Source organism: Mangrovihabitans endophyticus, from assembly GCF_014646155.1.
GTDB classification, from domain to species: domain Bacteria; phylum Actinomycetota; class Actinomycetes; order Mycobacteriales; family Micromonosporaceae; genus Actinoplanes; species Actinoplanes endophyticus.
Map to the genome: position 1 here is coordinate 92,020 of NZ_BMMX01000008.1, position 26,064 is coordinate 118,083.

Consider the following 26,064-nt stretch of genomic DNA (forward strand, 5'->3'; position numbering starts at 1 on the left):
GCGAGAGAGAGTCATGGCCAACTACACCGCCGCGGACGTGAAGAAGCTCCGCGACCTCACCGGCGCCGGCATGATGGACTGCAAGAAGGCGCTTGAGGAATCCGACGGTGACTTCGACAAGGCCGTCGAGTTCCTGCGCATCAAGGGCGCCAAGGACGTGGGCAAGCGCGCCGGGCGCACCGCCGCCAACGGCATCGTGGCGCACTCCGGCGCGGCGTTGCTCGAGCTGAACTGCGAGACCGACTTCGTGGCCAAGACGCCCGACTTCGTGGCGCTGGGCCAGCAACTGGTCGAGCACGGCGCGCAGACGAAGGCGGCGGACGCCGCCGCGCTGCAGGCGTCCACGCTGCCGGACGGCAAGACCGTTGCCGACACCGTGCAGGACTTCTCCGCCAAGATCGGCGAGAAGATCGTGGTCAACCGTTACGTCGAGCTTGCCGGCGACGTGGCGGTCTACCTGCACCGCAAGGCTCAGGACCTGCCGCCGCAGGTCGGTGTGCTGGTGCAGTACACCGGCAAGTCGGACGAGGCGGCGCTGTCCGACGCGCGGGCCATCGGCATGCAGATCGCCGCGATGCGGCCGAAGTTCCTGCGGCGCGAGGACGTTTCCGCCGAGACCGTGGAGTCGGAGCGCCGGATCGCCGAGCAGACGGCCCGCGAGGAAGGCAAGCCGGAGCAGGCGCTGCCGAAGATCATCGAGGGTCGGGTGAACTCCTTCTTCAAGGACTTCGTCCTGCTTGAGCAGCCGTCGGTCACCGACAACAAGAAGACGGTCAAGCAGGTGCTCGCCGAGGCGGGCATCGAGGTGACTCGCTTCGTCCGCTTCGAGGTCGGCCAGGAGTAGGCCGGCCCGGCCGCGCGCGCCAGCGTCGGCCAACAGCATGAGGTCGGCGGCGGGGCTCCGTCCCGGCCGGCAGATATGGAACGGGAGGCCGGTGCGCGATTCTGCGTCCGGCCTCTCCGTCACATAGGGTCTCTCCAGACGCCGAAGGGAAAGGCGGGTCTCATGACGATGGTGACCGAGCAGGCGGCTCGGGTCGATGAGCCGGCGCCGCCGGTGCGTCCTCGCCGGGTGGTGCTCAAGCTCTCCGGTGAGGTCTTCGGCGGCGGCCAGGTCGGCGTCGACCCGGATGTGGTGCAGGGCCTGGCTCGTCAGATCGCCGCGGTGATCCGGCATGGTGTGCAGGTCGCCGTGGTGGTCGGCGGCGGCAACTTCTTCCGCGGCGCCGAGTTGCAGAAGCGCGGCATGGACCGCTCCCGAGCCGACTACATGGGCATGCTCGGCACCGTGATGAACTGCCTGGCACTGCAGGACTTCCTGGAGAAGGAAGGCATCGAGACGCGGGTGCAGACCGCGATCACGATGGCCCAGGTCGCCGAGCCGTACATCCCGCTCCGGGCGATCCGGCACTTGGAGAAGGGCCGCGTTGTGATCTTCGGCGCCGGTGCCGGGATGCCGTATTTCTCCACCGACACGGTCACCGCGCAGCGCGCCCTGGAGATCCATGCGGACCTGGTGCTGATGAGCAAGAACGGCGTCGACGGTGTCTACACCGCAGATCCCCGCACCGACCCGGCGGCTCGCAAGCTGGACACGATCACCTTCGCCGGTGTGCTGCAGCAGGGTCTGCGCGTCGCCGATCAGGCCGCCTTCAGCCTGTGCCAGGAGAACGACCTGCCGATGCTGGTCTTCGGCGCCCAGGGGGATGACACCATCGTCCGGGCCGTCCGGGGCGAGAAGATCGGCACATTGATCACCGCCTGAGCCGAGTCAGTCCAGGGAACATACGAGAGAAGCTAGGAGGCGACGGAGCAGGTGATCGACGAGACCCTCTTCGAGGCCGAAGAGAAGATGGAGAGTGCGGTCGAGCACGCCAAGGAGGAGTTCGCCGCGATCCGTACGGGACGCGCTACGCCGGCGATGTTCTCGAAGATCGTCGTCGACTACTACGGTGCGCCGACCCCCGTGACGCAGATGGCGTCGATCGGGATCCCGGAGCCTCGCATGGTGATCGTGAAGCCGTACGACACGACCCAGCTCGGCACCATCGAGCGGGCGATCCGCGACTCCGACCTGGGCGTCAACCCCAACAACGAGGGCACACAACTGCGCATCCACTTGCCGCAGATGACCGAGGAGCGCCGCCGTGAAATGATCAAGGTGGCGCGGGGCAAGGCGGAGGAGAGCCGCGTGGCCATCCGCAACGTGCGGCGTAAGGCGAAGGAACAACTGGACCGGATGGTCAAGGACGGCGACGCCGGCGAGGACGAGGGCCGCCGCGCCGAGAAAGAGCTCGACGACACCACGCATCGCTATGTGTCGGTGGTCGACGAGCTGGTCAAGCACAAGGAAGCCGAGCTGCTCGAGGTCTGATGTCCTACCTCGATCCCCGTGCCGGGCACACCGGCGGTGACGGCGCCGACGCGTCGGCGCCGTATTTTCCCGACGATTCCGTGCCCGGCCGCGGGGACCAACGGCGACCCACGTCGCTGGAGGACTACGGCTCCGCGGGCACGGATGCTCCCGACGTCCCGGTCGGCGGCGAACCGGTGTGGGACATGCCCACCGCCACCACCTCGACCGCTCAGGCGGAGTGGGAGGCGGCCGTCGGTAAGCGCGTACGGGGAAAGCGGCGCGCCGGCGACCGGACCAAGAGCCGCGCGGGGCGGAATCTGCCCGCCGCGATCGCGGTCGGTGTCAGTCTGGGCCTGGTCATCATCGCCTCCCTGTTCATCTGGAAACCCGCCTTCCTCGGCGTGATCGCGCTGGCCACCTCGGTGGGTATCTGGGAGACGGCACGTGCACTCCGGGTCACCGGCGCCGCGCCGCCGCTGGTGCCGCTCCTCACCGGCGGCCTGCTGATGACCGCGCTCACCCAGTACGCCGGTGCCGACGGCCTGCTGCTCGGCTTGGCGGCGACGGTGCTCGCCGCGGTCGTCTGGCGCTTGGCGGACGGCCCGGCAGCGTTGCGTCGCGACCTCACGTCCATCGTGCTGATCGCCGTCTACGTCCCGTTCCTGCTGGGCTTCGGCGTGCTGCTGGTGGAGCCCGCGGACGGCGCGATCCGGGTGGTGGGCGGCGTCCTGGCGGTGGTGCTGTCGGACACCGGAGGCTACGCCGCGGGCGTCTTCCTCGGCTCGCACCCGATGGCCCCGAAGATCAGCCCGAAGAAGTCCTGGGAGGGCTTCGGCGGCTCAGTGGTCGCCGCGGCGCTCGGCAGCGCGGTCTTCCTGTCCGTGACCTCCCTGCACGTCCCGTTCTCCTGGGGTCTGCTGTTCGGCGCGGTGATCTCCGCCGTCGCGGTGGTCGGCGACCTCGCGGAATCGATGCTCAAGCGCGACCTGAAGATCAAGGACATGAGCCGCCTGCTGCCCGGCCACGGCGGTTTGATGGACCGGCTGGACTCCATCCTGTTCGCGGTGCCGACCGCGTTCCTGCTGCTCTCGTTGCTGGCTCCGCCGGGGTGAGCGATGCGTCAATCGATACGGCGGCGTGGAAGACTGGACCGGCCATGACGACTCTTCCGGTGATCCCGAGCAGCCCGGACGCTCCCGACGCGGTCGGTGGCCGCCGACGTCCGGCGATGCCGCCGCGCCATCTCGCCGATCTCGATCTGGCCGGCCGCCAGTCCGCCGTGGCGGGTCTGGGCGAGCCGGCATTCCGCGCCAAGCAGATCTCCGCGCACTACTTCGGCCGCCTGGTGCGCGATGCCGAGGCGATGACCGACCTGCCGGCCCGATCGCGGGCCCGGCTCACCGACGATCTGCTGCCGACGTTGCTCACGCCGGTGCGGGAGCAGGCGTGCGACGACGGCGCGACCCGCAAGACGCTGTGGAAGCTGCACGACGGCGCGTTGGTGGAAAGCGTGCTGATGGGCTACCCGGACCGGGTCACGGCCTGCGTGTCGAGCCAGGCCGGCTGCGGCATGGCCTGCCCGTTCTGCGCGACCGGTCAGGCCGGCCTGACGCGCAACCTGTCGGTGGCGGAGATCGTCGACCAGGTGGTCTCGCTGGCCGGCGACGCCGCGTCCGGAAAGGTGACCGGCGCGCCGCCGCGGCTGTCCCGGGTGGTCTTCATGGGGATGGGCGAGCCGCTGGCCAATTACCCGCGCCTGGTTGCCGCGGTGCGCCGTCTCACCAACCCGTCGCCGGAGGGGCTGGGACTTTCGCAACGGCACATCACGGTGTCCACCGTGGGCCTCGTGCCCGCCATGCGGCGGTTGACGGCGGAAGACCTTGCGGTGACCCTTGCGCTGTCCCTGCACGCCCCCGATGATGATCTGCGCGATGAGCTAGTCCCCGTCAACCAGCGTTGGAAGGTGGCCGAGGTGCTCGCAGCCGCGTTTGATCACGCGGCACGGACCGGACGCCGGGTCTCCATTGAATATGCCCTGATCCGGGACGTCAACGATCAACCTTGGCGTGCCGACCTGCTCGGCAGACTGTTGCGCGGCAAGCTTGCCCATGTGAATCTCATCCCGCTCAACCCCACACCAGGGAGCAAGTGGGACGCGAGCCCGAAGCCGGTCGAGCGAGAGTTCGTGCGCAGGCTGCGGGCGGCCGGCGTGGCGACCACGGTCCGCGACACCCGCGGCCGGGAGATCGACGGCGCGTGCGGTCAACTGGCCGCGACTGAGGTGGCGGCGGTTCAAGGGGTACCCGCCGCCGACGCGGAGGTGGGACAGTGAGCGGGGCGACCCGGACGGTGGAGTGGGAGACGTTGTGAGTAGTCAGGGACAGCGTTTCCGGCGGCGCGCACTGCGGCGCGGTTACAAGGTCGACGAGGTCGACACCTTCCTCGACCGTGTCGAGGCCACTCTGGCGGGGGAAGCCGTGGGCGCGCCGGTCGGTGCGCAGGAAGTGCACGACGTCGTGTTCCGGGTGCGCTTCGGCGGCTACGACGAGTGGCAGGTGGACCTGCATCTGGACCGTGTGGAACGGCAACTCGCCGAGTTGGAGGAGCGCGGCGGTCACGCGGACGGCCGCGGGATGCCGGGCGGCCAGGCGGGTGATCGGATGAGCCCCGGTGACCGGATGGGCCCCGGCGCGATGCCGGGCGGGATGGGACCGGGCGGGATGGCCCCGCCGACCGAGCGCCTGCCCGCCCCGATGCGCGGCGATGAGCGGATGCCGATGCGCGGGGACGAGCGGATGCCGATGCGCGGGGACGAGCGAATGCCGATGCGCGGGGACGAGCGAATGCCGATGCGCGGCGATGAGCGGATGCCGATGCGCGGCGATGAGCGGATGCCGATGCGCGGCGATGAGCGAATGCCGATGCGCGGCGACGACCGCGCCCCCATGCCGGACGACCGGCCGATGTCCGGCCCGCCCATGCCGCAGCGACAGCAGCAACCGCAGCACGACCCGTACGGTCGATACGACGACCCGGCCGGGTACGGGCAGCCGCCGCGTCCCGGTCCCGGCGGATACGACACGGGAAGCTTCGGCGCCTTCGAACCCGGCCGGCACGGCAAGGCCGACATGACCGCCGAGATCCGGATGCCCGAGCGCGAGCGCGACCGTGACCGCGGATGGGACGGCCCGTCGCCGATGAGCGGCCCGCCGATGCCCAGCCGGCCGATGAGCGCCCCGCCGACCGGGGGGATGCCGCCGCCGGCCGGTCCGCCCATGGGCGGGGGACCCGGCGGTGGCGGACCGGGCATGGGACCGCCGATGGGCGGCCAGGGCGGGCCCGGCGGTGAGCTGCATCGGGTGGACCAACTGCGGCGCACCTTCCAGCCGCGCCGTTTCGGTTCCGGATATGACCCGATGCAGGTGGACCGGCTCTTCGAGAGCATCCTGCAGGCCATGTCCGGCCGCGGCCCGATGCCGGTGGCCGAGGAGCAACTCGACACCCTGCAGTTCGGCCTGGTGCCGGGCGGCTACTTCGAGGCCGAGGTGGATCAGGCGCTGCGCGAGGTGAAGGACATCCTGCTGCGGCGGCGGTGAGCCGACGGCGGCGACGAGAAAGGGCCCGCGCATGCGGGCCCTTCGCGTCAAAGGAGATTACTGGTCGTTGCGCTTGAGGCCGTTGCGCCGCAGGACCGCGTCGGTGATCACCGCGCCGACCAGGATCAGGGCGGTGACGACGAGGTAGACGTTCTCGGTGTTGCCCTCGTGGTTACCCCAGAACAGCGACAGGATCAGCACCGCGGTGCCGAGCGCGCCGATCCGGCCCCACTTGCGGTTGCCCGGCTTGAGCTGGTCGGGCGCGTAAACCGGCTCTTCTGCCACGATTCGGTCCTCCTGCGGATGCGATCACGTCTGCCGCCAAGTCTCGCATGCCGCCTCCCGCCGCGACCGACCAACCCGTACCCGGTACCTTCGATGCCGTCGGTTTCGAAGAGGCAGGGGAGTAGAGCGGTGCGGATCACAGGCACTGGCCACGCGAGCATGCGGATCGACACGGCCGCCGGCAGCATTCTGTGCGATCCATGGGTCAATCCCGCATATTTCGCCTCATGGTTCCCGTTCCCCGACAATTCCCTGCTCGACTGGGAGACCCTCGGCGACGTCGACTACCTGTACGTGTCGCACCTGCACCGGGACCACTTCGACGCGCTGAACCTCAAGCAGCACGTGAGCAAGAAGGCGACGGTGCTGCTGCCCGAATACCCGACCAGTCAGCTCGAAGACGAGCTGCGGGAACTCGGCTTCACCCGCTTCCTGAAGACGAAGTCGAACGAGGTGCACGAGCTCGACGGCGGGCTCAAGGTGATGATCCAGGCGCTGACCAGCCCCACCGACGGGCCGATCGGTGACTCCTCGCTGTGGATAGAGCACGACGGCATCCGCGTGCTGAACCAGAACGACGCCCGCCCCACCGACCTGGCCCTCTTCGCCGAGCTGGGCCACGTGCACGCGCACATGCTGCAGTTCTCCGGCGCGATCTGGTACCCGATGGTGTACGAGCTGCCGGAGTCCGCCAAGCGGGCGTTCGGCAAGCAGAAGCGTGACCGCCAGTTCGACCGCACCTGGCGGTACATCGACGACCTGAAGGCGTCGCACGTCTTCCCGATCGCCGGCCCGCCGTGCTTCCTGGACGACGAGCTGTGGCAGTTCAACGACATCTTCGGCGACGAGGGCAACATCTTCCCGGACCAGTCGGTCTTCCTGAGCGAGTACGCCAAGGTCGGCGGCACCAACGGCGTCGTGCTGCTGCCCGGCAGCGTGTCCGAGCTGACCACCGACACGATCACGACCACGCACCCGACGGACGTGGACGAGTTCTTCGCCAACAAGCAGGCGCACCTGGAAGAGATGCGCGAGCGCAAGCGGCCGGTCATCGAGGCGGAGAAGGCTTCCTGGCGGCACCCCGAGATCGACGTGCTCAAGGAGCTGAAGGCCCGCATCGAGCCGCTGCTGGAGGAGTCGATCTACCTGGCCAAGGGAGTCGGCGGCCCGGTCCGGTTCGACCTCGTCGGCTACGACGACGAGTCGGTCGAGTCGATCGTCGTCGACTTCCCCGGCAAGCAGGTCCGCCCGTACGCGGACGAGAAGGTCCGCTACCGCTTCCGCACCCAGCGGGAGCTCATCGAGCACCTGATCTACGTCGACGAGGGCGACTGGGTCAACTCGCTGTTCCTGTCCTGCCGCTTCTCGGCGGCCCGGATCGGGCAGTACAACGAGTACGTGTACGCGTTCTTCAAGTGCCTGTCCGAGGAACGCCTGCAGTACGCCGAGGGCTGGTACGACGAACACGAGCGCGCGGTCGACGCCGAGGACACCACGCTCGGCGACTGGACCGTGCAGCGGCGGTGCCCGCACTTGAAGGCGGACCTGAGCCGGTTCGGCATCGTGGACGGCAACGTGCTCACCTGCCAGTTGCACGGCTGGAAGTTCGACCTGCCCAGCGGGCGTTGCCTGACCAGCGTCGGGCACAAGATCCGCGCGTCGAAGGCCGGTGAGGCGGCGAGCACCGGCGAGACTGCCTAGCGGCCCAGATCGGCGAGGATGCGGCGGGCCGCGTTGTGGCCCGCCGCGCCGATCACGCTGCCCGCCGGGTGCGTGCCCGCCGACCCGGCGTAGAGCCCGTCCAGCCCGGTGGCGTACGGCATCCGTTCGTCGAAGGACACCGTGTTGTCCACGTGGTGGATGTGGCCGCCGGTGATCCCGAAGTGCTCCTCGATGCCCGGCGGGGTGAGCGGCATCGTGTCGGCCACCAGAGCGGACGTGCCCGGCGCGTACCTGTCGCAGATGGCCAGCAGCCGGTCCACGTAACCGGGCAGCGCCTGCTCCCACGTGGTGCCCTCGATGCGGTACGGCACCGACTGCACGAACAACGCGGACGAGTGGTGCCCGGCCTCGTCGCGCAGCGACGGATCCACCGTGGTGTGCAGGTACCACTCGATCGTCGGCTCCTCGGGCAGCCGCCCGGCCTGCACCTGCGACCACATCGCGCGGAGCGCGGCCATCGGCGACTCGGCGCCGCCCGCGTCGGCCAGACCCGCCGAACCGGGCAGCAGATGGATCGTCGAGCCGAACGGCGATGGGGCGTCCGCGGGCAGGCAGGAGAACCGGGGCAGCCCGGACAGCGCCAGGTTGACCTTCATGGTGGTGCCCGGCCGCCGTACCGCCTCCATCCGCGCGACCAGCTCGGCGGGCAGGGCACCCGCGGGAACCAGGGACATCAGCCGGTACGGGTCGCAGGCGCCCAGCACCACCCCGGCGCGCACCGCGCGGCCGTCGGCGAGCACCACCCCGTCGGCCGCGCCGCCGCTGACCGTGACGGCGGACACCGGCGTGCCGGTGCGTAGCACGGCTCCCGCGGCCCGTGCCGCGTCGGCGAACGCGCGGCTGACCGTGCCCATGCCGCCCTTCGCGATCATCCAGGTCCCGTCCGCGTCCGGCAGCCGGCACATGTTGTGCACCAGGAAGTTGTGACCGGTGCCCGGATCGTCCGGCCCGGCGTGCAGCCCGGACAGGCCGTCGGTCACCGCGTACATGCTCGTCAGCAGTTCGCTCTTGAACCCGAACCGGCCCAGATAGTCGGTGACCGACCCGCGTACCAAGTCCACGAAGGTGCTCTGCAACGCCGGCCGGATGTGCCGGTCGGCGATCTGCTCGACCGGCGCCGGCTCGTCCAGCCAGGCGGGTGCCAGGTCGGCGCGCAGCGCGGCGATCTCCACCGCCATCGCCTCGTCCGCGGCCAGGTCACGCGGCGAGAAGAACCGTTCCATCTGCGCCCGGGTCGCCGCGCGGTCCCGCCCGAAGAGCAGGTACGGCGATCCCGGGCCGCCCGGGGTGGGCAGGAAATAGTGCGGGTCGCGGCGCAGCACCGGGATGTCCACGTCCAGCGTGCGCAGCAGCTCCGGCGGCATCAGGCCGAGCAGGTACGACCCGGTGGACTGGCCCAGGCCGGGCGCGCCGCCGAACGGGTACTCGGTGCGGGCCGCGCCGCCGAGCACGTCCTCGGCTTCCAGCACCACGACGTCCAGGCCGGCGCGCGCCAGCAGCACGGCCGAGACGAGGCCGTTGTGCCCCGATCCGATGATCACCACGTCGGCGCGGGCGGGAAGGTCGGTCATGAGCAGGCAGCGTAGCGCGACGGCGGGCGGTCGGCGTCCGCCGAGGCGCTCCGGCGGGCGCGCAGATATCCGCTGGCGCTGCGGGTCGCCGCGTACCCGGCGAGCAGCAGCACGTGGAAGAGGTAGAGCCACAGGCCGACCGCCACCATGCCGCCGATCTGGGTGAATCCGCCGAACGGGACTCCCAGGTCCAGCGGCAGCGAGCAGAACAGCACGAAGCCGTGGAGGAAACCGGACAGGTTCGCCGCGGTGAACGACCCGATCAGCGCGGTGGCGAGCCACTCCGGCCGTCCCGGCGCCACATACCGGTAGACCCAGATCACCACCGGCGTGAGCACCAGCCACACGGCCAGGAACGACAGCACCACCCCGCCGACCGCGTACCACCCGCCGCGCACCCAGAGCCCGCTGGTCACCGGCATCGCGAGCAGGGCGGACAGCAGCAGGGCGGGGGCCGCGGCCAGCAGCGGCAGCCAGAGCAGCCGGCCGCGCCAGCCGACCAGCGGCTCGCCCGGATCGCGCAGCGACACGAACGCGCGTCGCAGCCCTTCGCCGTACAGCGTGGCGGGCAGCAGACTGGCGAGCGCGAGCATGGGTGTCAGGCCGAGGCCGGCGTCGATCAGCGCGGACAGCGCGTGCGGTACGCCGATGGCGTCGGGCAGCGCGTCGATGGTCTGCCCGGTGAGCCGGCGCACCCGTGCGGCCCCGGCGACCAGGCCGGTCAGCCAGATGGCCAGCAGGGCGACCGGAACCACCGCGATCCCGGCGTAGAAGGTGACCGCGGCCGCGTGCAGTGCCACGTCGCGCCCTTGCAGCGGCCGGAACGGCAGCGCGAGCGCCCTCCGCCAGCGTGTCAGCCGTTCTCGCATGGCATGTGCATACCCACACCGGGCCCGGGATGCGCACATCCGCCAGGATGGACGCATGCGTGACATCGTGTTGCTCGGTTCCACCGGCTCCATCGGCACCCAGGCGGTCGACATCGTGCGCCGCGACCCGGAGCGTTTCCGGGTGGTCGCCCTGGGCGCCGGCGGCGGCAACGTCGAGTTGCTCGCCCGCCAGGCGTTGGAGCTGGGCGTGGACCTGGTCGGGGTGGCCCGTGCGAGCGCCGTGCAGGACCTCCAGCTAGCGTTCTACGCCGAGGCGACCAAGCGCGGGTACGCGACCGGGGACTTCGCCATCCCGAAGATCGTGGCCGGCCCGGACGCCATGACGGAGCTGGCCACGTGGCCGTGCGACGTGGTGCTCAACGGCATGGTGGGCAGCCTGGGGCTGGCGCCGACGCTTGCCGCGTTGCGGGCCGGCCGGACCCTCGCGCTGGCCAACAAGGAGTCGCTGGTGGCCGGTGGGCCGCTGGTGCGCGCCGCCGCCCGGCCCGGCCAGATCGTCCCGGTGGACTCGGAGCATTCGGCACTCGCGCAGTGCCTGCGCGGCGGGCGTGCCGAGGAGGTCAGCCGGCTGGTGCTGACCGCCAGCGGGGGCGCCTTCCGCGGTCGTCGCCGCGCGGAATTGGCCGATGTCACGCCCCAGGAGGCACTCAAGCACCCGACGTGGGACATGGGCCCGGTGGTCACGATCAACTCCGCCACCCTGGTGAACAAGGGTCTTGAGGTGATCGAGGCGCACGAGCTGTTCGGCGTCCCGTACGACCGGATCGAGGTCGTGGTGCATCCGCAGTCGGTGCTGCACTCGATGGTGGAGTTCACCGACGGCTCCACGCTCGCCCAGGCCAGCCCGCCGGACATGCGCCTGCCGATCGCGCTCGCGCTGGCCTGGCCGGACCGGTTTCCGGGTGCCGCCACGCCGGTGGACTGGGCCGCCGCGCACACCTGGGAGCTGCGCCCGTTGGACGCCGAGGCGTTCCCGGCGGTCGACCTGGCCAAGCGGGCGGGCCGCGCCGGTGGTTGCGTGCCGGCCGTCTTCAACGCCGCGAACGAGGAGTGTGTGGCCGCCTTCGTCGACGGTCGGCTACCGTTTCTGAGCATCGTCGAGACCCTCACGGGGGTGCTCGCGGCGGCACCTGATTTCGCCCCGCCGAGTACCGTCGATGATGTGCTTGCCGCGGAGTCGTGGGCTCGTGCCCAGGCACAGCGGATGATCGCGACTGCGGCAGAAGGAGCCTGATGCTGTATTGGTTGGGGGCGGCGGCGTTCGCCCTCGCGATCCTGATCTCGGTGAGTCTGCACGAGCTGGGTCACATGGTCACGGCCAAGTACTTCGGCATGAAGGTCACCCGTTACTTCGTCGGCTTCGGCCCGACGATCTTCTCGGTCCGGCGCGGCGAGACCGAGTACGGCCTCAAGGCCGTGCCGCTCGGCGGCTTCTGCAAGATCGTCGGCATGACGCCGCAGGACGACGACGTGGCCCCGGAGGACCAGCCGCGCGCGATGTGGCGGTTCCCGGTGTGGAAGCGCACCGTCGTGATGTCCGCCGGTTCGATCACCCATTTCCTCCTCGCCATCGTGGCCATGTGGTTCGCCGCGGTCTTCGTCGGGTTGCCCAACCCGGCGATTCCGCAGAGCGCCGAGCAACTGAACGACGCCCCGGCGATGATCCGCGTCGGCGACTGCGTGGTCATCGACCTGACGCAGAGCCCCTGCCAGGTGGGCAAGGGCGGCGCGGTGGCCGGTCCGGCGTACGCCGCGGGCCTGCGCACCGGCGACCTCGTCACCCGCGTCGGTGACACGCCGGTGGCCAACTACGGCCAGTTGGTGGATGCGATCCGTACCCGCCAGGCCGGACCCACCCCGTTCACGTACACCCGCGACGGTGCATCCCACACGACCACCGTCGACCTCGTCGCCGCCAACCGTCCGCCGCTGAACGAACCGGACGGCGACACGGTGCGCGTGCCGGTGGCGGGCATCGACTGGACCACCGACGAGCCCCCGTGGGTCACCTACGGCCCGGTGGACGCGGTGGGCGCCACCGGCGACTACGGCTGGTCCCTGGTGAAGGCGTCGTTCGAGGCGATGCAGCGGCTCCCGCAGAAGGTGCCCGCGCTGTGGCACTCGATCACCGGTGACGAGCGCGACCCGAACACCCCGATCAGCGTGGTCGGCGCGAGCCGGCTCGGCGGCGAGGCGGTCGAGGCCGGGGTGCCGCAGTACTTCCTGCTGATCTTCATCTCGCTGAACGTCTTCATCGGCATCTTCAACCTGCTGCCCCTGCTGCCGCTGGACGGCGGTCACCTCGCCATCGCGTGGTACGAGCGGGCGCGTTCCTGGCTCTACAGCCGTCTGCGCAAACCCGATCCGGGTCGCGTCGACTACTACAAGCTGATGCCGATCACGTACGTCGTCATCCTCATCGGCGGTGCGTTCACCCTGCTGACCGCGACCGCCGACATCATCAATCCGATTTCGATCTTCAAGTGAGTGATATGACCGCGATCAGCCTCGGTATGCCCGCCGTGCCTCCGCCGCCGCTCGCCCCGCGCCGGCAGAGTCGCCAGATCATGGTCGGCTCGGTGCCGGTCGGCGGTGGAGCGCCGGTGAGCGTGCAGTCGATGACCACCACGCTCACCGCGGACGTGAACGCCACCCTGCAGCAGATCGCCGAGCTCACCGCCTCCGGCTGCCAGATCGTGCGGGTGGCGGTGCCGTCGCAGGACGACGTCGAGGCGCTGCCGGCGATCGCCAAGAAGTCCCAGATCCCGGTCATCGCCGACATCCACTTCCAGCCCAAATATGTGTTCGCGGCGATCGATGCGGGCTGTGCGGCGGTCCGGGTGAACCCCGGCAACATCCGCAAGTTCGACGACAAGGTCAAGGAGATCGCCACGGCGGCTTCCGACGCCGGCATCCCGATCCGGATCGGGGTCAACGCGGGCAGCCTGGACAAGCGGATCATGGAGAAGCACGGCAAGGCCACCGCCGAGGCGCTTGTCGAGTCGGCGCTGTGGGAGTGTTCCCTGTTCGAGGAGCACGGGTTCCGGGACATCAAGATCTCGGTGAAGCACAACGACCCGGTGGTGATGATTCGCGCGTACCGGCAACTGGCCGAGCGGTGCGACTATCCGCTGCACCTCGGCGTCACCGAGGCGGGCCCGGCGTTCCAGGGCACCATCAAGTCGTCGGTGGCGTTCGGCGCGCTGCTGGCCGAGGGCATCGGCGACACGATCCGGGTGTCGCTGTCCGCGCCGCCGGTGGAGGAGATCAAGGTCGGGCAGGCCATCCTGGAGTCCCTCGGGCTGCGGGAGCGTGGCCTGGAGATCGTGTCGTGCCCGTCGTGCGGGCGGGCGCAGGTGGACGTCTACACACTGGCGGACCAGGTCACCGCGGCGCTGGACGGGTTCGGCGTGCCGCTGCGCGTGGCCGTGATGGGCTGTGTGGTGAACGGCCCGGGTGAGGCGCGCGAGGCGGACCTGGGCGTGGCGTCGGGCAACGGCAAGGGGCAGATCTTCGTCAAGGGCGAAGTCATCAAGACGGTGCCGGAGTCGGTGATCGTGGAGACCCTGGTCGAGGAAGCGGTGCGGCTGGCCGGCGAGATGGGCGCGGAGTTGCCGGAGGAACTGCGCGACGTGGTGGGCCCCACGGTCACCGTGCACTGACACCTGAACGCGACTGCGGTGCGCGGGCCGAACGTGTCGGCCCGCGCACCGCAGACTCCCCCCGGACGGCCGGTTACTCGCTGTCGGCCAGGATGCCGTAGAGCCGCCGCTTGGTGTCGTTGAGCACCTCGATGCCCTTCTCCCGCTGCTCCGGCGTGCCGCTCAGGCTGATCTGCTTGAGCGCGGCGAAGATGCCCACCGCCGCCTCGCGGAAGTCCTGGAACTGGGACATCGTGTCGGAGTCCTCGGTGAACTCGGTCCACGGCGGGTTTTGCGCTGCGGTCTCCGCCTCGGAGCGGCCCTCGTCGGTCAGCGTGTAGCGCTTGCGACCGCCGCCGCTCTCCGCCTGGATCCGGCCCTCGTCCTCCAGCAGTTGCAGAGTGGGGTAGACGGACCCGGGGCTCGGCCGCCAGAACCCGTTGGTGCGGCTGTCCAGCTCCTGGATCATCTCGTAACCGTGCATCGGGCGCTCGTGGAGCAGCGCCAGGATGGCCGGCCGCACGTTGGGCCGGCCGCCGCGTCCTCCGCGACGGCGCCCGCGTGGTCCGCCGGGACCGCCCCAGCCGCCCGGGCCCGGACCGCCCCAGCCGCCTCCGCGTTCGAACGGGAAGCCGGGCGGGAAGCCGAACCCGCGCATGCGGGCGGCGCGGCGCAGGTTGTCGTGCATCGAGTGGTGGAACTCTCCGTGTCGCATGATGTATCTCCGATCTGTTGGCGATAGTTTGACGATATATCGCCAATGCATCGGAGGCAAGCCTTTCTATTCTGGTTGGGGGAGGGCGGGTGTGAACGGCCACCATCTGGCAATCTGATACCCGTGCTGACGGTGCCGGTTCGGCAGCTCGGTGAGTCCGAGCGCGCGACGGTCGAGCGAGTCCTCGACCGTGATCCCTACGCCGGTGCCCAGGTGGCCGAGAGGATCACCGCGCACGGCTTGAACTGGTGGCGCGCCGACGGGCGGGTCTACGGCCATGGCGCCGGCCACCGCGTCGACTCGGTGGTCTGGTCCGGTGCCCACCTGGTGCCGGTGTGCGCCGCCCCGACGGCGGTCGCCGCCTTCGCCGAGCTTCTCGCGGGCGAGCCGCGTCTATGCTCGTCGATCATCGGCCGCGCGGACGCGGTGCTGGACCTGTGGGCGCGGCTCGGACCGCATTGGGGCCCCGCCCGCGACGTGCGCCCCGATCAGCCGCTGCTGGTCACCGCGGACGCACCGCCGATCCGTCCGGACCCGGGCGTGCGCCTGGTCCAATCGCGCGAGGTGGATCAGCTCTTCCCGGCCGCGGTCGCGATGTATGCCGAAGAGGTCGGCGTCTCGCCGCTGCAGGACGACGGCGGGCGCGGATACCGGCGCCGGATCGCGGACCTCGTACGGTCCCGGCGTGCCTATGCGCGCTTCGTGGGTGACCGTGTCGTCTTCAAGGCCGAACTGGCCATCGTCACTCGGCACACCGCGCAGGTGCAGGGCGTCTGGGTGGATCCGGAGTTCCGCGGGCGGGGCCTGGCCGCACCGGCGATGGCCGCGGTGACCCTGGACGCGCTGCGCCGGGTGGCGCCGACGGTGAGCCTGTACGTCAACGACTTCAACACGCCGGCCCGGCGCGCGTACGCCCGGTGCGGCTTCCGCGCGGCCGGCACCTTCGCCACCGTGCTGTTCTGAGTCGCCGTGCTGTTCTGAGTCGCCGTGCGGTTCTGATCGGTGCCCTCAGGCCGGCGGGTTCGCCGGCGGTCCCAGCTCGGTGAGCAGTTCCTTCCACGCGTCCGCGCCGCCACGCTCCAGGTCCGGCGTGGACACCAGGGCCATCACCGGCACCGTGACCCCGGCCGTGACGTACTGGCTTACCCGCTCGCGGCAGACCTCCGGCGTGCCGTGCACGACCAGCTCGTCGACGAGCTCGTCTCCGATCGCGTCCAGCGCGGCCCGGCGATCACCGGCCGCCCAGGCGTCCCACATCGCCGTCAGCGCCGGACCCCGGCCCAGCCAGCGGTGGAAGGCGGCGTATGCGGGGACGGTCAGGTAGGCGGCGATCATCCGGCGGGCGACCTTCCGCGCGTACCCGGCGTCGTCGGTCGGGCAGACGAAGATCCGCGCCGCGACCTCGAAGCCGGGGCCGGCCGCCGAGGTCTCGGCCAGTGCCGTGGTGACGTCCGCGGCGGACAGCCAGTTGAGGATCACACCGTCCGCCTCGGTCGCGGCCAGCCGCAGCATCTGCGGGCGCAGCGCGGCCAGCATGATCGGCGGCGGCGTCGCGGGGGTGCGCTCCAGCCGGAAGCGCCGCACCGCGAACGTGCCGAATTCGCGGTCCACCACGTCGCCGGCCAGTGCGGACCGCAGGAAGCGCAGCATGTCGCGGCTGCGGGCGTACGGCTCGCGGAAGGCCACGGCATTCCAGTCGCCCACCACGACCGGCGACGACGCGCCGATGCCCAACTGGAAGCGTCCCGGCGCGGTCTCGGCCACGGCCGCCGCGCTCATCGCGAGCAGTCCGGGACCGCGGGTGAAGACCGGCGCGACGGCGGTGCCCAGCCGCAGCCGCGGCTCCCATGCCGCGGCGAGCGTGAGCGGGGTGAACGCGTCCGAGCCGGCCACCTCGGAGGACCATGCGTCGGTGAACCCGGCGTCGGCCAGCGCGCGGTAGACCGCGGCGTGGTCGGTCAGCGGAACTCCGGACAGCGGAACGGTCATCCCCCAGCGCATCGACATGACGCGATCATAGGCGTCCGGCGCGGTCACGTGTGCCACGCCGGCTGACCATGCCGGGGGTGGGCTGCGCCGCCGCCACCACGGTCGCGGCGCCGATCAGCCAGCTCACCGCGACCACCAGCACCACGCGTTCCACCGCGGCACTGAGCACGCCGCGCCCGGCCACGAGCATGGTCACTCCCAGCACCGCGCCCAACGGCACGGTCGGCGCGAGCGCGGCGGCGGCCATGCGCCGCTGGACGTGGTCCCGGACGGTCCAGGCCACGGCCGCCATGGCGGCGGCCAGCACGATCATGCCGACGACGCTGGCGGTGGCGTGGGCCAGGTCGGTGAGGGTGCTTCGCTCGTACGGCGGCAGCGGGCAACCCGCGCTGCACGTGACCGCCCCGGAGGCGCCGGCGAGCAGCGCGGCGGCCAGCAGGAGTCTCGCGGCCAGCCGGGACATCGGCGACACCACACCGCCGAGCACGCCGATGCCGGCGGCGAGCACCAACAGGCCGGTGCGATAGACGCCCGCGTACGGCTGCCCGGCCGCGCCCGCCTCACTGACGTAGCCGTGCAGCCAGTCACCCGGCGTGGCGATCAGCGCGACAAGCATGATGACCGCCCCGGCGAACACGCACAGGCCGGACAGGGCCGCGCGGGCGCGCCGCCGGGTGACCGTCATGGCGACACGATAGGGGACCGTCTCGCCTGGTGAGGCGTCAGGCGACGGTGGAACGGGTGCGCCACGCGGTGGCGAACGAGGTGCGGCCGTTGGTGCGCAGCAGCGAACCCTCGTAGATGCGCGCACCCACCGCCAACGTCGCCACTGCGGTCGCCGCGAGCACGACCAGCGACAGGATCGGCTCCCACGGGGCCGTGTCGGCGTGGAAGATCCGGATCGTCATCGCGGTCGGCGCGGTCGGCGGGAAGTAGGACAGCACCCGCATGACGGTGTCGTTGCCGGAGAGGAAGGACACCGCGAAGAACGGCAGCATCACCACCATCTGCAGGGGCATCGAGGCGGCCCCGATGTCCTCCTGACGGGCGGCCAGCGCGCCCACGCCGGCCCAGAGCGTGGCCAGCATGATGAACCCGAGCACGAAGAACGGCAGGAACCACGCCACCGTGGGCTGGACCAGGTTCGCCACCTGGGCGTCCACCCCGGCGAGTTGCATGCCCACCAGCGCCACCAGGGAGACGATGGCCACCTGGCCGAAGGCCAGCAGCGTCAGGGCGGCCACCTTGCCGGCCAGCAGCGCGCGGACCGGCACCGCGGAGACCAGGATCTCCACCACCCGGGTCTGTTTCTCCTCGGTCACGCCCTGGGCGATCTGCAGCCCGAACGTGAAGGCGGTCAGGAAGAACACGAAGGCCAGCGCGAACGGGACCATGTACGCCACCACCGGGTCCAGCGCGTCCGGGTTCAGCAGCCGGACCGGCGGGGACACGCTCAACGCGCGCACCACCGAGTTGGGCACGTCGTCCATCGCCAGCACCTGTGGCCCGGCCACCACTGCCGCGTCCGCGTCGCCGTCGCGGACCTGCCGCTCCGCGGCGTCGTCGTCGGTGACTACGTGCACGGTCAGGCCGGCGTCGCGCAGTTTCGTGGCGGCCACCTGATCGGCCACCGCCACCGAGTCCGGGCTGCCGGCCAGCACCGACGGCAGCACCGTGGCGGCCACCGCGATGAACAGGAAGAACACCGTGCTGAACAGGAAGGTCTTGTCGCGCAGCTTGACGCGGATCTCGCGGGCGGCGATCAGGCGGACGGCGGCGACCATCGGCATGGCGGCGGGGGTGGTGCCGGAACCGGCGGTCATCGGGTCACCTCACGGAAGATTTCGGCCAGCGACGGGGTGACCGCCCCGAACGAGCGCACCGGTCCACGGCGGAGAGCGGCGCGGAGCACGTCCTGGTCGTCCGCGCCGGACGCCAGGTCGAAGACGGCGTGCGCGCCGTCCAAGTCCACCAGCGTGACGCCGGGCACGTCACGCAGCCACCCGGCGTCGGTGGCCACCTCCATGCGATAGCGCGGCAGCGCATGCCGCTCGCGCAGGTCGGCGCGCCGCCCGGCGGCCCGGATGGAACCGTCCGCGATGATCACCAGGTCGTCGCACAACCGCTCCACGACCTCCAACTGGTGACTGGAGAACAGCACCGGCGCCCCGGACAGCGCCCGCTCGCGCAGCACCCCCAGCACCACGTCGACGGCGAGCGGATCGAGGCCGGAGAACGGCTCGTCCAGGATCAGCACCTCCGGATCGTGCACCAGCGCGGCGGCGATCTGGACCCGCTGCTGGTTGCCGAGCGAGAGTTTCTCCACCGGATCCCCGGCACGGTCACCGACGCCGAGGCGGTCCAACAGCGCCGAGGTGTTGTGGTGCGCGGCCTTGGCGGACAGTCCGTGCAACCGTCCCAGGTAGACGATCTGCTCGGCCACGGTCATCTTCGGGTACAGTCCGCGCTCTTCGGGCATATACCCGAAGCGTTGCCGGACACCCCGGTCCAGCCGGGCCCCGCGCCAGGTGACCGAGCCCGAGTCGGCCGCCAGCACGCCCAGGATGATGCGCATCATGGTGGTCTTGCCGGCGCCGTTGGCACCGACGAACCCGGTCATCCGGCCGGCCGCCACGCCGAACGTGACGTCTCGCAGGACTTGTCGCTCGCCGAAGCTGCGGCAGACCGCCTCGACGTTCAGTTCCTCGGTCATGGTGTTCACGCTAGGCATTCGCGCCGGTCGGCACGTCCGGCACGCGGATGATCATCAAGATCCTTCGCGGGGAGGACCCGGCTCACCCTCCCGGCCGCACCACGCCCAGCTCGTACGCGAGCACCACCGCCTGTGTGCGGTCGCGGGCGCCGAGTTTCATCAGCACCCGGCTCACATGCGTCTTCACCGTCGTCTCACCCAGCCGCAGCCGGGTGGCGATCTCCGCATTGGTGGCGCCGGAGGCCAGCTCCACCAGCACCTGGTGTTCGCGTGCGGTCAGCTCGGCCAGCCGACGGGCCGCCGGAGCGCCGCCGGCGCCCATCGCGGGCTTGCCGAACGCCGCGATGACCCGCCGGGTGACCTCCGGCGCGAGCAGGGCGTCGCCGCGGGCGAGCACGCGCACCGCCTCGGTCAGCTCTTCCGGGGAGCCGTTCTTGAGCAGGAAGCCGCTCGCCCCCGCCTGCAGGGCGGCGAACAGATAGTCGTCGCGGTCGAAGGTGGTCAGGATGAGCACCGACGGCCCGTCGTGCGCGGTGATCCGCCGGGTCGCCTCCAGGCCGTCCAGGCCGGGCATCTCGACGTCCATCAGGACGACGTCCGGCGCGGCCCGCCGAGTCAGCTCCACGGCCTGGAGGCCGTCCGCCGCCTCGCCGACCACCTCGATGTCATCCTCCAGATCGAGGATGACCCGGAAGCCGCTGCGCACGAGTTGATGGTCGTCCGCCAGCACCACCCGGATCGGGGCATCGCGGCGCTCCGATCCGGCCGGGTCGCCGACGGCGCTGGCCGGGCGCGCGGGGCCGCCGTTCACCGGGTCGCTCCGGACGCGAGCGATTCGGTCAGCGGCAGCCGCGCGCGCACCCGGAAGCCGCCGGATGACCGCGGGCCGATCTCGATCGCGCCGTCATGGATCGCGACGCGCTCGCGCATGCCGGTCAGCCCCAGGCCGGGGCCCGGCAGGCCGTCCGGTGCCGGGCCGCCCCGCCCGTCGTCGGCCACGTCGATCTCCAGCTCCCGCGCCAGGTAGCGCAGACGCACGTCGACACTGGACGCCGCGGCGTGTTTCAGCGTGTTGGTCAGCGACTCCTGAACTATCCGGTAGGCGGTCTGCGACACCGAATCCGGCAGCGGCACCGCCTCGCCGTAGACGGCGAGGCTCGTCTCCAGCCCGGCCTGCCGCATCCGCTCGACCAGCTCGCCCACCCGGTCGATGCGGCCCACGATCTCCGGGGCGGTCTCCCGCTCCGGGGCGGTCTCCCGGCTCGCGGCAGCGGACCAGGCGTGGTCGGGCGGGGCGGCGATACGCAGCGCGCCGAGCATGCGCCGCAGCTCGTGCACCGCGGTCCGGGCGCAGTCCTCCACCGCGGCCAGCGCCGTCCGCGCGGTGCCGAGATCGCGGTCGAGGCTGCGGCGGGCGGCGGCGGCCTGGATGCCCATCACCGAGACGTGATGGGCCACCACGTCATGCAGATCGCGGGCGATGCGAACCCGCTCGCCGAACATGGCGCGCTCGGCGGCCATCGCCTGCGCCGCCCGAAGCTGCTCGGCCTGCAACTGCAACTGGTGCTCGCGTCGCGCGGCAAGCCACGCGGTCTCTCCGAACAGGTACGCGAAGCCGAAGATCAGGACATTGATCAGTACGCCGTTCACGATGCTGGCGAACAGCGGCCCCAACGGACCGGCCCCGTCGGTGGGCAACATGCCATGGTGCAGCACCAGCGACACGGACAACCACACGAACATCGCCGCGATGATGGCAAGCCGCAGCACGCGTGCCCGGCGACGGTCGCGGCCCCAGGCGCCCAACCCGTACACCGCGGCGAAGATCACGCCCGAGGCGACCTGCTGCTCGGGCACCACGCGCACCTGTGCCCCGACGAACATCACCGCGATGACCACCGCGACCACATCCGGGTGGCTGCGCCGCCAGATCAGCGGCAGCGACACGGCGAGCACCCAGCACACCTGCTCGGCGGCGCCGCTCGGACCGTACGACAACATGCCGGCGGAGCGCGCCAGCAGCAGATTGAACAGCGCCAGCGCGGTGACCGACAGGCCGATGCCGAGGTCGACGCGGCGCTGCCGGCCGGTCGGCGGAGGGCGACGCCAGTCGTCGAGGGCAGGCATGCGGCGACCCTCCCACACGTGTACGACAGAAGACCAGCCGTTGGTCGCAAAGCCGCAGGCCGGCTCGTGTCTCAGCCCGGCGTTGTTCGGCCGGGCGTTGTTTCGGCCGGGCGTTGTTCGGCCGGGCGTTGTTCGGCCCGGGTCAGGGAGCGCGGAAGTATCGCGGGGTCGAAATGTCGGGATGCGTCGGTGTCGGCACCTCGGCGTCCTCGTCGGCGCTCGGGGTGCCGCCGAGTTCCGCGATCCGGCGTTGCGCCGTGGCGAGCCGGTCCTCAAGGGTGACGATCCGGCAGGCGGCGGCCAGTGGCAAACCCTCGTCGAGAAGCTGCCGGACGCGGCCGGCGAGTTGGAGTTGGTGTCGCGAATAGCGCCGGTGCCCACCGAGCGACCGCTGCGGCCGGATCAGGCCGGCCGCGCCGAGACTGCGGAGGAAGGCTTGGGTCACCCCGATCATGTCGGCGGCGCGGCCCATCGAGTACGCCGGAAAATCGGCATCGTCGAACGTGGTGTTCATCAACCCTTCTCATTGTGTGGCGTGCAGTGGTGTTTCCTGCCTGTTCAGCGTGTGGCAGGGGTGCTTCCCGGCACGCCCGAGGGCCCCGGTGGGTCACCGGGGCCCTCGGTGTTCAGTTCTTGAGATGCCGGTTCTCGGCCGGCGCAAAGGGCCATCCGCCTGCGTGCCGCTAGCGGTCGGCCTCGCAAAGATCGGCAGCGATCACCTCTTGTCGGGTCGGGGACGGTGCGATAACGCATCGTTGCGGGATCTCGTCCTCCTTACGCCAACTCAGGTTCCTTGCCACTAACTCGGGTTCCTTGCCACTTGCACGTCGGCTGTGCTTGCCGACACCATGGATGCTATTCCGGCCGCGACAGTATTTCTAGACTCGACGCTGTAGATTTTCCCCCTCACCCCATCGGGCGTCCCGGCCCCGCGGGCGGGCCCCAGGATGCAGCGATCTTGAACTCCGTGGGCCGTGGAGGCGAACAAAAGCCGCATCTCTGCCCCGCCAAGTCCAAGATCGATAAGCATCTTGTGCGGCGGGGCGTCGCGGAGGGCTGTTATGCGGGCTACGGCCAGACCGCGCCATCGGGTGGTCGGGCGGGCGACGTCGGGTGGTCGGGCGGGCGAATGCGGCACTCGGAAGGGTGTGGAGAGTGCCGGAAGAAACGACGGAAGAGGGCGACGGCGCGGGAGCGGGCGTGGCGACGGCTATGCCGTGCGTGTGAGAGAGGTGACCGCGCTCCCGCGCCGCCGCGGGACGGAGACCGGTTTCCCGGTCTCCCGGTAGGTGTCCGCGAAGCCTGCCGAGGGCTCCGCGCGCCGTGGCATCAGAGCGCCGGAAGGCGGCAGAACACCGGCAGGGTCACGCGCAACGGCACGCGGGTGGTCCCGCGCCCGGCGTATCGGTGCCCTGTCATGCCACGAGTGTGCCCACCCGGAGCGAACTGCGGCAACGCAATTAACGCACCTCATTGACGCCCGTAACACGGGCGGTAGATGATCTCCACACGCCCACGGCGAGGGGAGACACATGAGCGCCCATCCCGTCCCCAACACCGATGAAGAACGCCTGGCCCAACTCGGGTATCAGCAAGAGTTGCACCGCCGGTTGTCCGGCTTCTCGAACTTTGCCGTTTCGTTCTCGATCATTTCCATTTTGGCCGGAGCCATCACGTCGTACGGCATCGCGATGGCGGCGGGTGGTCCGCTGGCCATCACGCTCGGCTGGCTGTTCGTCGGCGGCATGGTCACGTTTGTGGCGCTGGCGATGGCCGAGGTGTGCTCGGCGTACCCGACGGCCGGTGCGCTGTACTGGTGGGCCGCCGCGCTGGCCAAGCGCAACAAGGCAGCCTGGGCGTGGTTCGTCGGGTGGTTCAACTTCCTGGGCGAGGTGGCGGTCACCGCGGCGATCGACTTCGGCGCCGCCATCACCACGTCGGCGTTCCTCAGCCTGACCTTCGACATGGAGGTGACCGCCGGGCGTACGTTCCTGATCTTCCTGATCATCATCGTGGCGCACGGCCTGCTGAACACCTTCGGCGTCAGCCTGGTCCGGCTGCTGTCCGACGTCAGCGCGTGGTGGCATCTGATCGGCGTGGCGGTCATCGTGGCGGTGCTGGCGATCGTGCCGGATCAGCACAAGCCGATCTCCGAGGTGTTCACCCAGGTGGAGAACGCGACAGGCTTCGGGTTCGCCGGCGCTTCGGTGTACGCGGTTCTCATCGGCCTGTTGATGGCTCAGTACACCTATACCGGGTACGACGCGTCGGCGCACGTGGCGGAGGAGACGCACGACGCGGCCCGCGCCGCCCCGCGCGGCATCGTGATGTCCGTGGTCGTCTCGATCGCCGCCGGCTTCGTGCTGCTGGTGGCCATCACCTGGTCGATCCAGGATTATGCGGCCGAACGGGACACCGACCTCGGTCTGCCCCCGGCGCAGATCTTCATCGACGCGGTGGGCCACAACCTCGGCACGTTCCTGCTGTTCATCTGCGTGGTCGCGCAGTTCTTCTGCGGCATGGCCTCGGTCACCGCCAACTCGCGGATGGCGTACGCGTTCGCTCGCGACGGCGCGCTGCCCGGCTCCCGGTGGTGGAAGCAGGTGAATCCGCGTACCGGAACGCCGACCAACTCGATCTGGCTGTGCGTCACGATCTCCACCCTGTTGGTGCTGCCGTCGCTGTGGAACACCACCGCTTACCTCGCCGCCACCTCGATCGCGGTGATCGGCCTCTACATCGCGTACGTGGGACCGGTGCTGCTGCGCCGGCTGAGCCCGGATTTCCAGCCGGGACCGTGGAACCTGGGCCGGTGGAGCGCGCCGATCGGGTGGATCGCGATCGTCTGGGTGGTCGTCATCTGCGTGCTGTTCGTGCTGCCCACGTCGAGTCCGGTCACGGCGGAGACCTTCAACTACACGATCGTGGCGGTGGCCGTGGTGGTGGGCGCGGCCACGATCTGGTGGTTCGCCGGTGCCCGCAGGTGGTTCACCGGTCCGAGGCAGAACCTGCTGGAGAGGGCGGCGCACGGGGAGCAGACCATGCCGACCATGCCGACGGACTGATAGGACTTCTGCATGGATCTCGAAGATCTCGACGTCGCGGTGGACAACGGCAGCGTCGACACGGTGTTGCTGGCCCTGACCGACATGCAGGGGCGCCTGCAGGGCAAGCGCCTGCACGGCCGGTACTTCGTGGACGAGGTGGTGCGCGGCGGCAGCGAGGGGTGTAACTACCTGCTCGCGGTCGACGTGGACATGAACACCGTGGACGGGTACGCGATGTCGTCCTGGGACTCCGGCTACGGCGACTTCGTGATGCGGCCGGATTTCGGCACGTTGCGCCGGGTGCCGTGGCAGCCGGGCACCGCCATGGTGCTGGCCGATCTGGAGACCACCGGCGGCGATCCGGTGTATGCCTCACCCCGGCAGATCCTGCGCCGCCAACTGGACCGGCTGGCGGCGCACGGCCTGACCGCGTACGCGGGGACCGAGTTGGAGTTCGTCCTGTACCGCGACACGTACGAGCAGGCCTGGTCGAAGAACTACCGGGACCTTGTCCCGGCGAACCAGTACAACGTCGACTATTCGCTGTTGGGCACCGCCCGGGTGGAACCGTTGCTGCGCCGCATCCGCAACGAGATGTACGGCGCGGGTCTGGTCCCGGAGAGCGCGAAGGGTGAATGCAACTTCGGCCAGCACGAGATCGCCTTCCGCTACACCGACGCGCTCACCTGTGCGGATCACCACGTGATCTACAAGAACGGGGCGAAGGAGATCGCCGCGCAGGAGGGCATGGCGCTCACCTTCATGGCCAAGCCGAACGACCGCGAGGGCAACTCCTGCCACATCCACTTCTCGCTGCGCGGCGAGGACGGCCGGTCGGCGATGCTCGGCGACGGCCCGGCGCACCTGAGCGCCATCGGGCAGCGGGTGCTGGCCGGGCTGCTCGCCACCATGCGCGACTTCGGCCTGCTGTTCGCGCCGAACATCAACTCCTACAAGCGCTACCAGCCGGGCTCGTTCGCGCCGACCGCGTTGCGCTGGGGCGTGGACAACCGCACCTGTGCGCTGCGTATCGCCGGTCACGGGGAGGGCATGCGGGTGGAGAACCGGGTGCCGGGCGGCGACGTGAACCCGTACCTGGCGATCGCCGCGCTGGTGGCGGGCGCCCTGCACGGCATCGAGAACGAGCTCGCCTTGGAGGACGAGCACCCCGGCAACGCCTACCTGGACGAGGGTGCGCCGCGCGTACCGGCAACCCTGCGTGAGGCGGCGGGGCTGTGGGAACGCAGCGGGCCCGCCGCGGAGGCGTTCGGCGCCGACGTGGTGGCGCACTACGCGAACATGGCCAAGGTCGAGCTCGCCGCCTTCGACGCCGCGGTCACCGACTGGGAACTGCGGCGTGGCTTCGAGCGTCTATGACCGGCGGTCCGGGTGCGCGTGTGAGGATCGGCCCG

The 26,064-nt window shown here is 70.5% G+C and carries 24 protein-coding genes; 13 read left to right on the top strand and 11 right to left on the bottom strand.

Going from position 1 to position 26,064, the window contains the following annotated elements; genetic code table 11:
- The first annotated feature begins 13 nt into the window (after window positions 1-13).
- From tsf to IEY73_RS12455, 6 genes are all read left to right on the top strand, one after another.
- The gene (tsf, locus tag IEY73_RS12430; protein ID WP_189079322.1) at window positions 14-844 is read left to right on the top strand and encodes a translation elongation factor Ts; all 831 of its coding nucleotides are present in this window, start codon (window positions 14-16) and stop codon (window positions 842-844) included.
- Between the two features lie 168 nt (window positions 845-1,012).
- Window positions 1,013-1,765, top strand: coding sequence for a UMP kinase (gene pyrH / locus IEY73_RS12435; protein ID WP_189079405.1), 753 nt, complete (start codon window positions 1,013-1,015; stop codon window positions 1,763-1,765).
- A 51-nt stretch (window positions 1,766-1,816) separates the two neighbouring features.
- Window positions 1,817-2,374, top strand: a complete 558-nt coding sequence (frr, locus tag IEY73_RS12440) for a ribosome recycling factor (protein ID WP_189079323.1) — start codon at window positions 1,817-1,819, stop codon at window positions 2,372-2,374.
- Complete coding sequence (locus IEY73_RS12445; RefSeq protein WP_189079324.1) at window positions 2,374-3,468, top strand: phosphatidate cytidylyltransferase; 1,095 nt, start codon at window positions 2,374-2,376, stop codon at window positions 3,466-3,468. The genes frr and IEY73_RS12445 overlap by 1 nt, the downstream gene beginning before the upstream one ends.
- Window positions 3,469-3,512: 44 nt before the next feature.
- Window positions 3,513-4,688, top strand: a complete 1,176-nt coding sequence (gene rlmN, locus IEY73_RS12450) for a dual-specificity RNA methyltransferase RlmN (RefSeq protein ID WP_189079325.1) — start codon at window positions 3,513-3,515, stop codon at window positions 4,686-4,688.
- Window positions 4,689-4,722: 34 nt separating this feature from the next.
- Window positions 4,723-5,952: a DivIVA domain-containing protein gene (locus tag IEY73_RS12455; protein WP_189079326.1), complete on the top strand. Its 1,230-nt coding sequence runs from the start codon at window positions 4,723-4,725 to the stop codon at window positions 5,950-5,952.
- Window positions 5,953-6,009: 57 nt separating this feature from the next.
- On the opposite strand, the gene IEY73_RS12460 is transcribed toward IEY73_RS12455, so the two are convergent.
- Complete coding sequence (locus IEY73_RS12460) at window positions 6,010-6,237, bottom strand: DUF2631 domain-containing protein (protein ID WP_189079327.1); 228 nt, start codon at window positions 6,235-6,237, stop codon at window positions 6,010-6,012.
- A gap of 135 nt (window positions 6,238-6,372) precedes the next feature.
- Between IEY73_RS12460 and IEY73_RS12465 the strand changes: the two genes are divergently transcribed.
- Window positions 6,373-7,938, top strand: coding sequence for a Rieske 2Fe-2S domain-containing protein (locus IEY73_RS12465; protein ID WP_189079406.1), 1,566 nt, complete (start codon window positions 6,373-6,375; stop codon window positions 7,936-7,938).
- Here IEY73_RS12465 and IEY73_RS12470 read toward each other — a convergent pair.
- Together IEY73_RS12470 and IEY73_RS12475 are read right to left on the bottom strand one after the other, a co-directional pair.
- A complete protein-coding gene (locus IEY73_RS12470; RefSeq protein WP_189079328.1) occupies window positions 7,935-9,530 on the bottom strand; it encodes a phytoene desaturase family protein in 1,596 nt (531 codons plus the stop codon). The two genes, IEY73_RS12465 and IEY73_RS12470, sit on opposite strands and share 4 nt — an antisense overlap.
- Window positions 9,527-10,399, bottom strand: a complete 873-nt coding sequence (locus IEY73_RS12475; protein WP_189079329.1) for a YhjD/YihY/BrkB family envelope integrity protein — start codon at window positions 10,397-10,399, stop codon at window positions 9,527-9,529. Before IEY73_RS12475 ends, IEY73_RS12470 begins: the two co-directional genes overlap by 4 nt.
- 55 nt (window positions 10,400-10,454) lie before the next feature.
- Here IEY73_RS12475 and dxr point away from each other — a divergent pair, with 55 nt between their 5' ends.
- From dxr to ispG, 3 genes are read left to right on the top strand one after another with little or no spacing between them, the layout of a single operon-like run.
- Complete coding sequence (gene dxr / locus IEY73_RS12480; RefSeq protein ID WP_189079330.1) at window positions 10,455-11,654, top strand: 1-deoxy-D-xylulose-5-phosphate reductoisomerase; 1,200 nt, start codon at window positions 10,455-10,457, stop codon at window positions 11,652-11,654.
- Window positions 11,654-12,907, top strand: coding sequence for a M50 family metallopeptidase (locus IEY73_RS12485; protein WP_189079331.1), 1,254 nt, complete (start codon window positions 11,654-11,656; stop codon window positions 12,905-12,907). The genes dxr and IEY73_RS12485 overlap by 1 nt, the downstream gene beginning before the upstream one ends.
- A gap of 5 nt (window positions 12,908-12,912) precedes the next feature.
- Window positions 12,913-14,082: a flavodoxin-dependent (E)-4-hydroxy-3-methylbut-2-enyl-diphosphate synthase gene (ispG, locus tag IEY73_RS12490; protein WP_189079332.1), complete on the top strand. Its 1,170-nt coding sequence runs from the start codon at window positions 12,913-12,915 to the stop codon at window positions 14,080-14,082.
- Window positions 14,083-14,155: 73 nt separating this feature from the next.
- Here the strand turns inward: ispG and IEY73_RS12495 are convergent, their stop codons facing one another.
- Complete coding sequence (locus IEY73_RS12495; protein ID WP_229715781.1) at window positions 14,156-14,776, bottom strand: PadR family transcriptional regulator; 621 nt, start codon at window positions 14,774-14,776, stop codon at window positions 14,156-14,158.
- Between the two features lie 123 nt (window positions 14,777-14,899).
- On the opposite strand from IEY73_RS12495, the gene IEY73_RS12500 reads away from it, so the two are divergent.
- Window positions 14,900-15,739, top strand: a complete 840-nt coding sequence (locus tag IEY73_RS12500; RefSeq protein WP_189079333.1) for a GNAT family N-acetyltransferase — start codon at window positions 14,900-14,902, stop codon at window positions 15,737-15,739.
- A gap of 45 nt (window positions 15,740-15,784) precedes the next feature.
- Here the strand turns inward: IEY73_RS12500 and IEY73_RS12505 are convergent, their stop codons facing one another.
- From IEY73_RS12505 to IEY73_RS12535, 7 genes are all read right to left on the bottom strand, one after another.
- Window positions 15,785-16,765 (bottom strand): LLM class F420-dependent oxidoreductase, encoded by a 981-nt coding sequence (locus tag IEY73_RS12505; RefSeq protein ID WP_189079408.1) that lies wholly within the window; start codon window positions 16,763-16,765, stop codon window positions 15,785-15,787.
- Between the two features lie 25 nt (window positions 16,766-16,790).
- Complete coding sequence (locus tag IEY73_RS12510) at window positions 16,791-17,450, bottom strand: DUF998 domain-containing protein (RefSeq protein WP_189079334.1); 660 nt, start codon at window positions 17,448-17,450, stop codon at window positions 16,791-16,793.
- 37 nt (window positions 17,451-17,487) lie between these two features.
- Window positions 17,488-18,555 carry an ABC transporter permease gene (locus IEY73_RS12515; RefSeq protein WP_189079409.1) on the bottom strand — a complete coding sequence of 356 codons (1,068 nt, stop codon included), beginning with the start codon at window positions 18,553-18,555 and terminating at the stop codon, window positions 17,488-17,490.
- A gap of 29 nt (window positions 18,556-18,584) precedes the next feature.
- A complete protein-coding gene (locus IEY73_RS12520; protein ID WP_189079335.1) occupies window positions 18,585-19,478 on the bottom strand; it encodes an ABC transporter ATP-binding protein in 894 nt (297 codons plus the stop codon).
- Window positions 19,479-19,560: 82 nt separating this feature from the next.
- The gene (locus IEY73_RS12525) at window positions 19,561-20,217 is read right to left on the bottom strand and encodes a response regulator transcription factor (RefSeq protein WP_189079410.1); all 657 of its coding nucleotides are present in this window, start codon (window positions 20,215-20,217) and stop codon (window positions 19,561-19,563) included.
- 68 nt (window positions 20,218-20,285) lie between these two features.
- Window positions 20,286-21,605 (bottom strand): sensor histidine kinase, encoded by a 1,320-nt coding sequence (locus IEY73_RS12530; protein WP_189079336.1) that lies wholly within the window; start codon window positions 21,603-21,605, stop codon window positions 20,286-20,288.
- Between the two features lie 142 nt (window positions 21,606-21,747).
- A complete protein-coding gene (locus IEY73_RS12535) occupies window positions 21,748-22,119 on the bottom strand; it encodes a MerR family transcriptional regulator (RefSeq protein ID WP_189079337.1) in 372 nt (123 codons plus the stop codon).
- A gap of 1,018 nt (window positions 22,120-23,137) precedes the next feature.
- Here IEY73_RS12535 and IEY73_RS12540 point away from each other — a divergent pair.
- Both IEY73_RS12540 and IEY73_RS12545 read left to right on the top strand, forming a co-directional pair.
- Window positions 23,138-24,670: an amino acid permease gene (locus tag IEY73_RS12540; protein WP_189079338.1), complete on the top strand. Its 1,533-nt coding sequence runs from the start codon at window positions 23,138-23,140 to the stop codon at window positions 24,668-24,670.
- Window positions 24,671-24,682: 12 nt separating this feature from the next.
- Entirely contained in the window at window positions 24,683-26,029 is a 1,347-nt protein-coding gene (locus tag IEY73_RS12545) for a glutamine synthetase family protein (protein ID WP_189079339.1), read from the top strand.
- Window positions 26,030-26,064 lie beyond the last annotated feature (35 nt).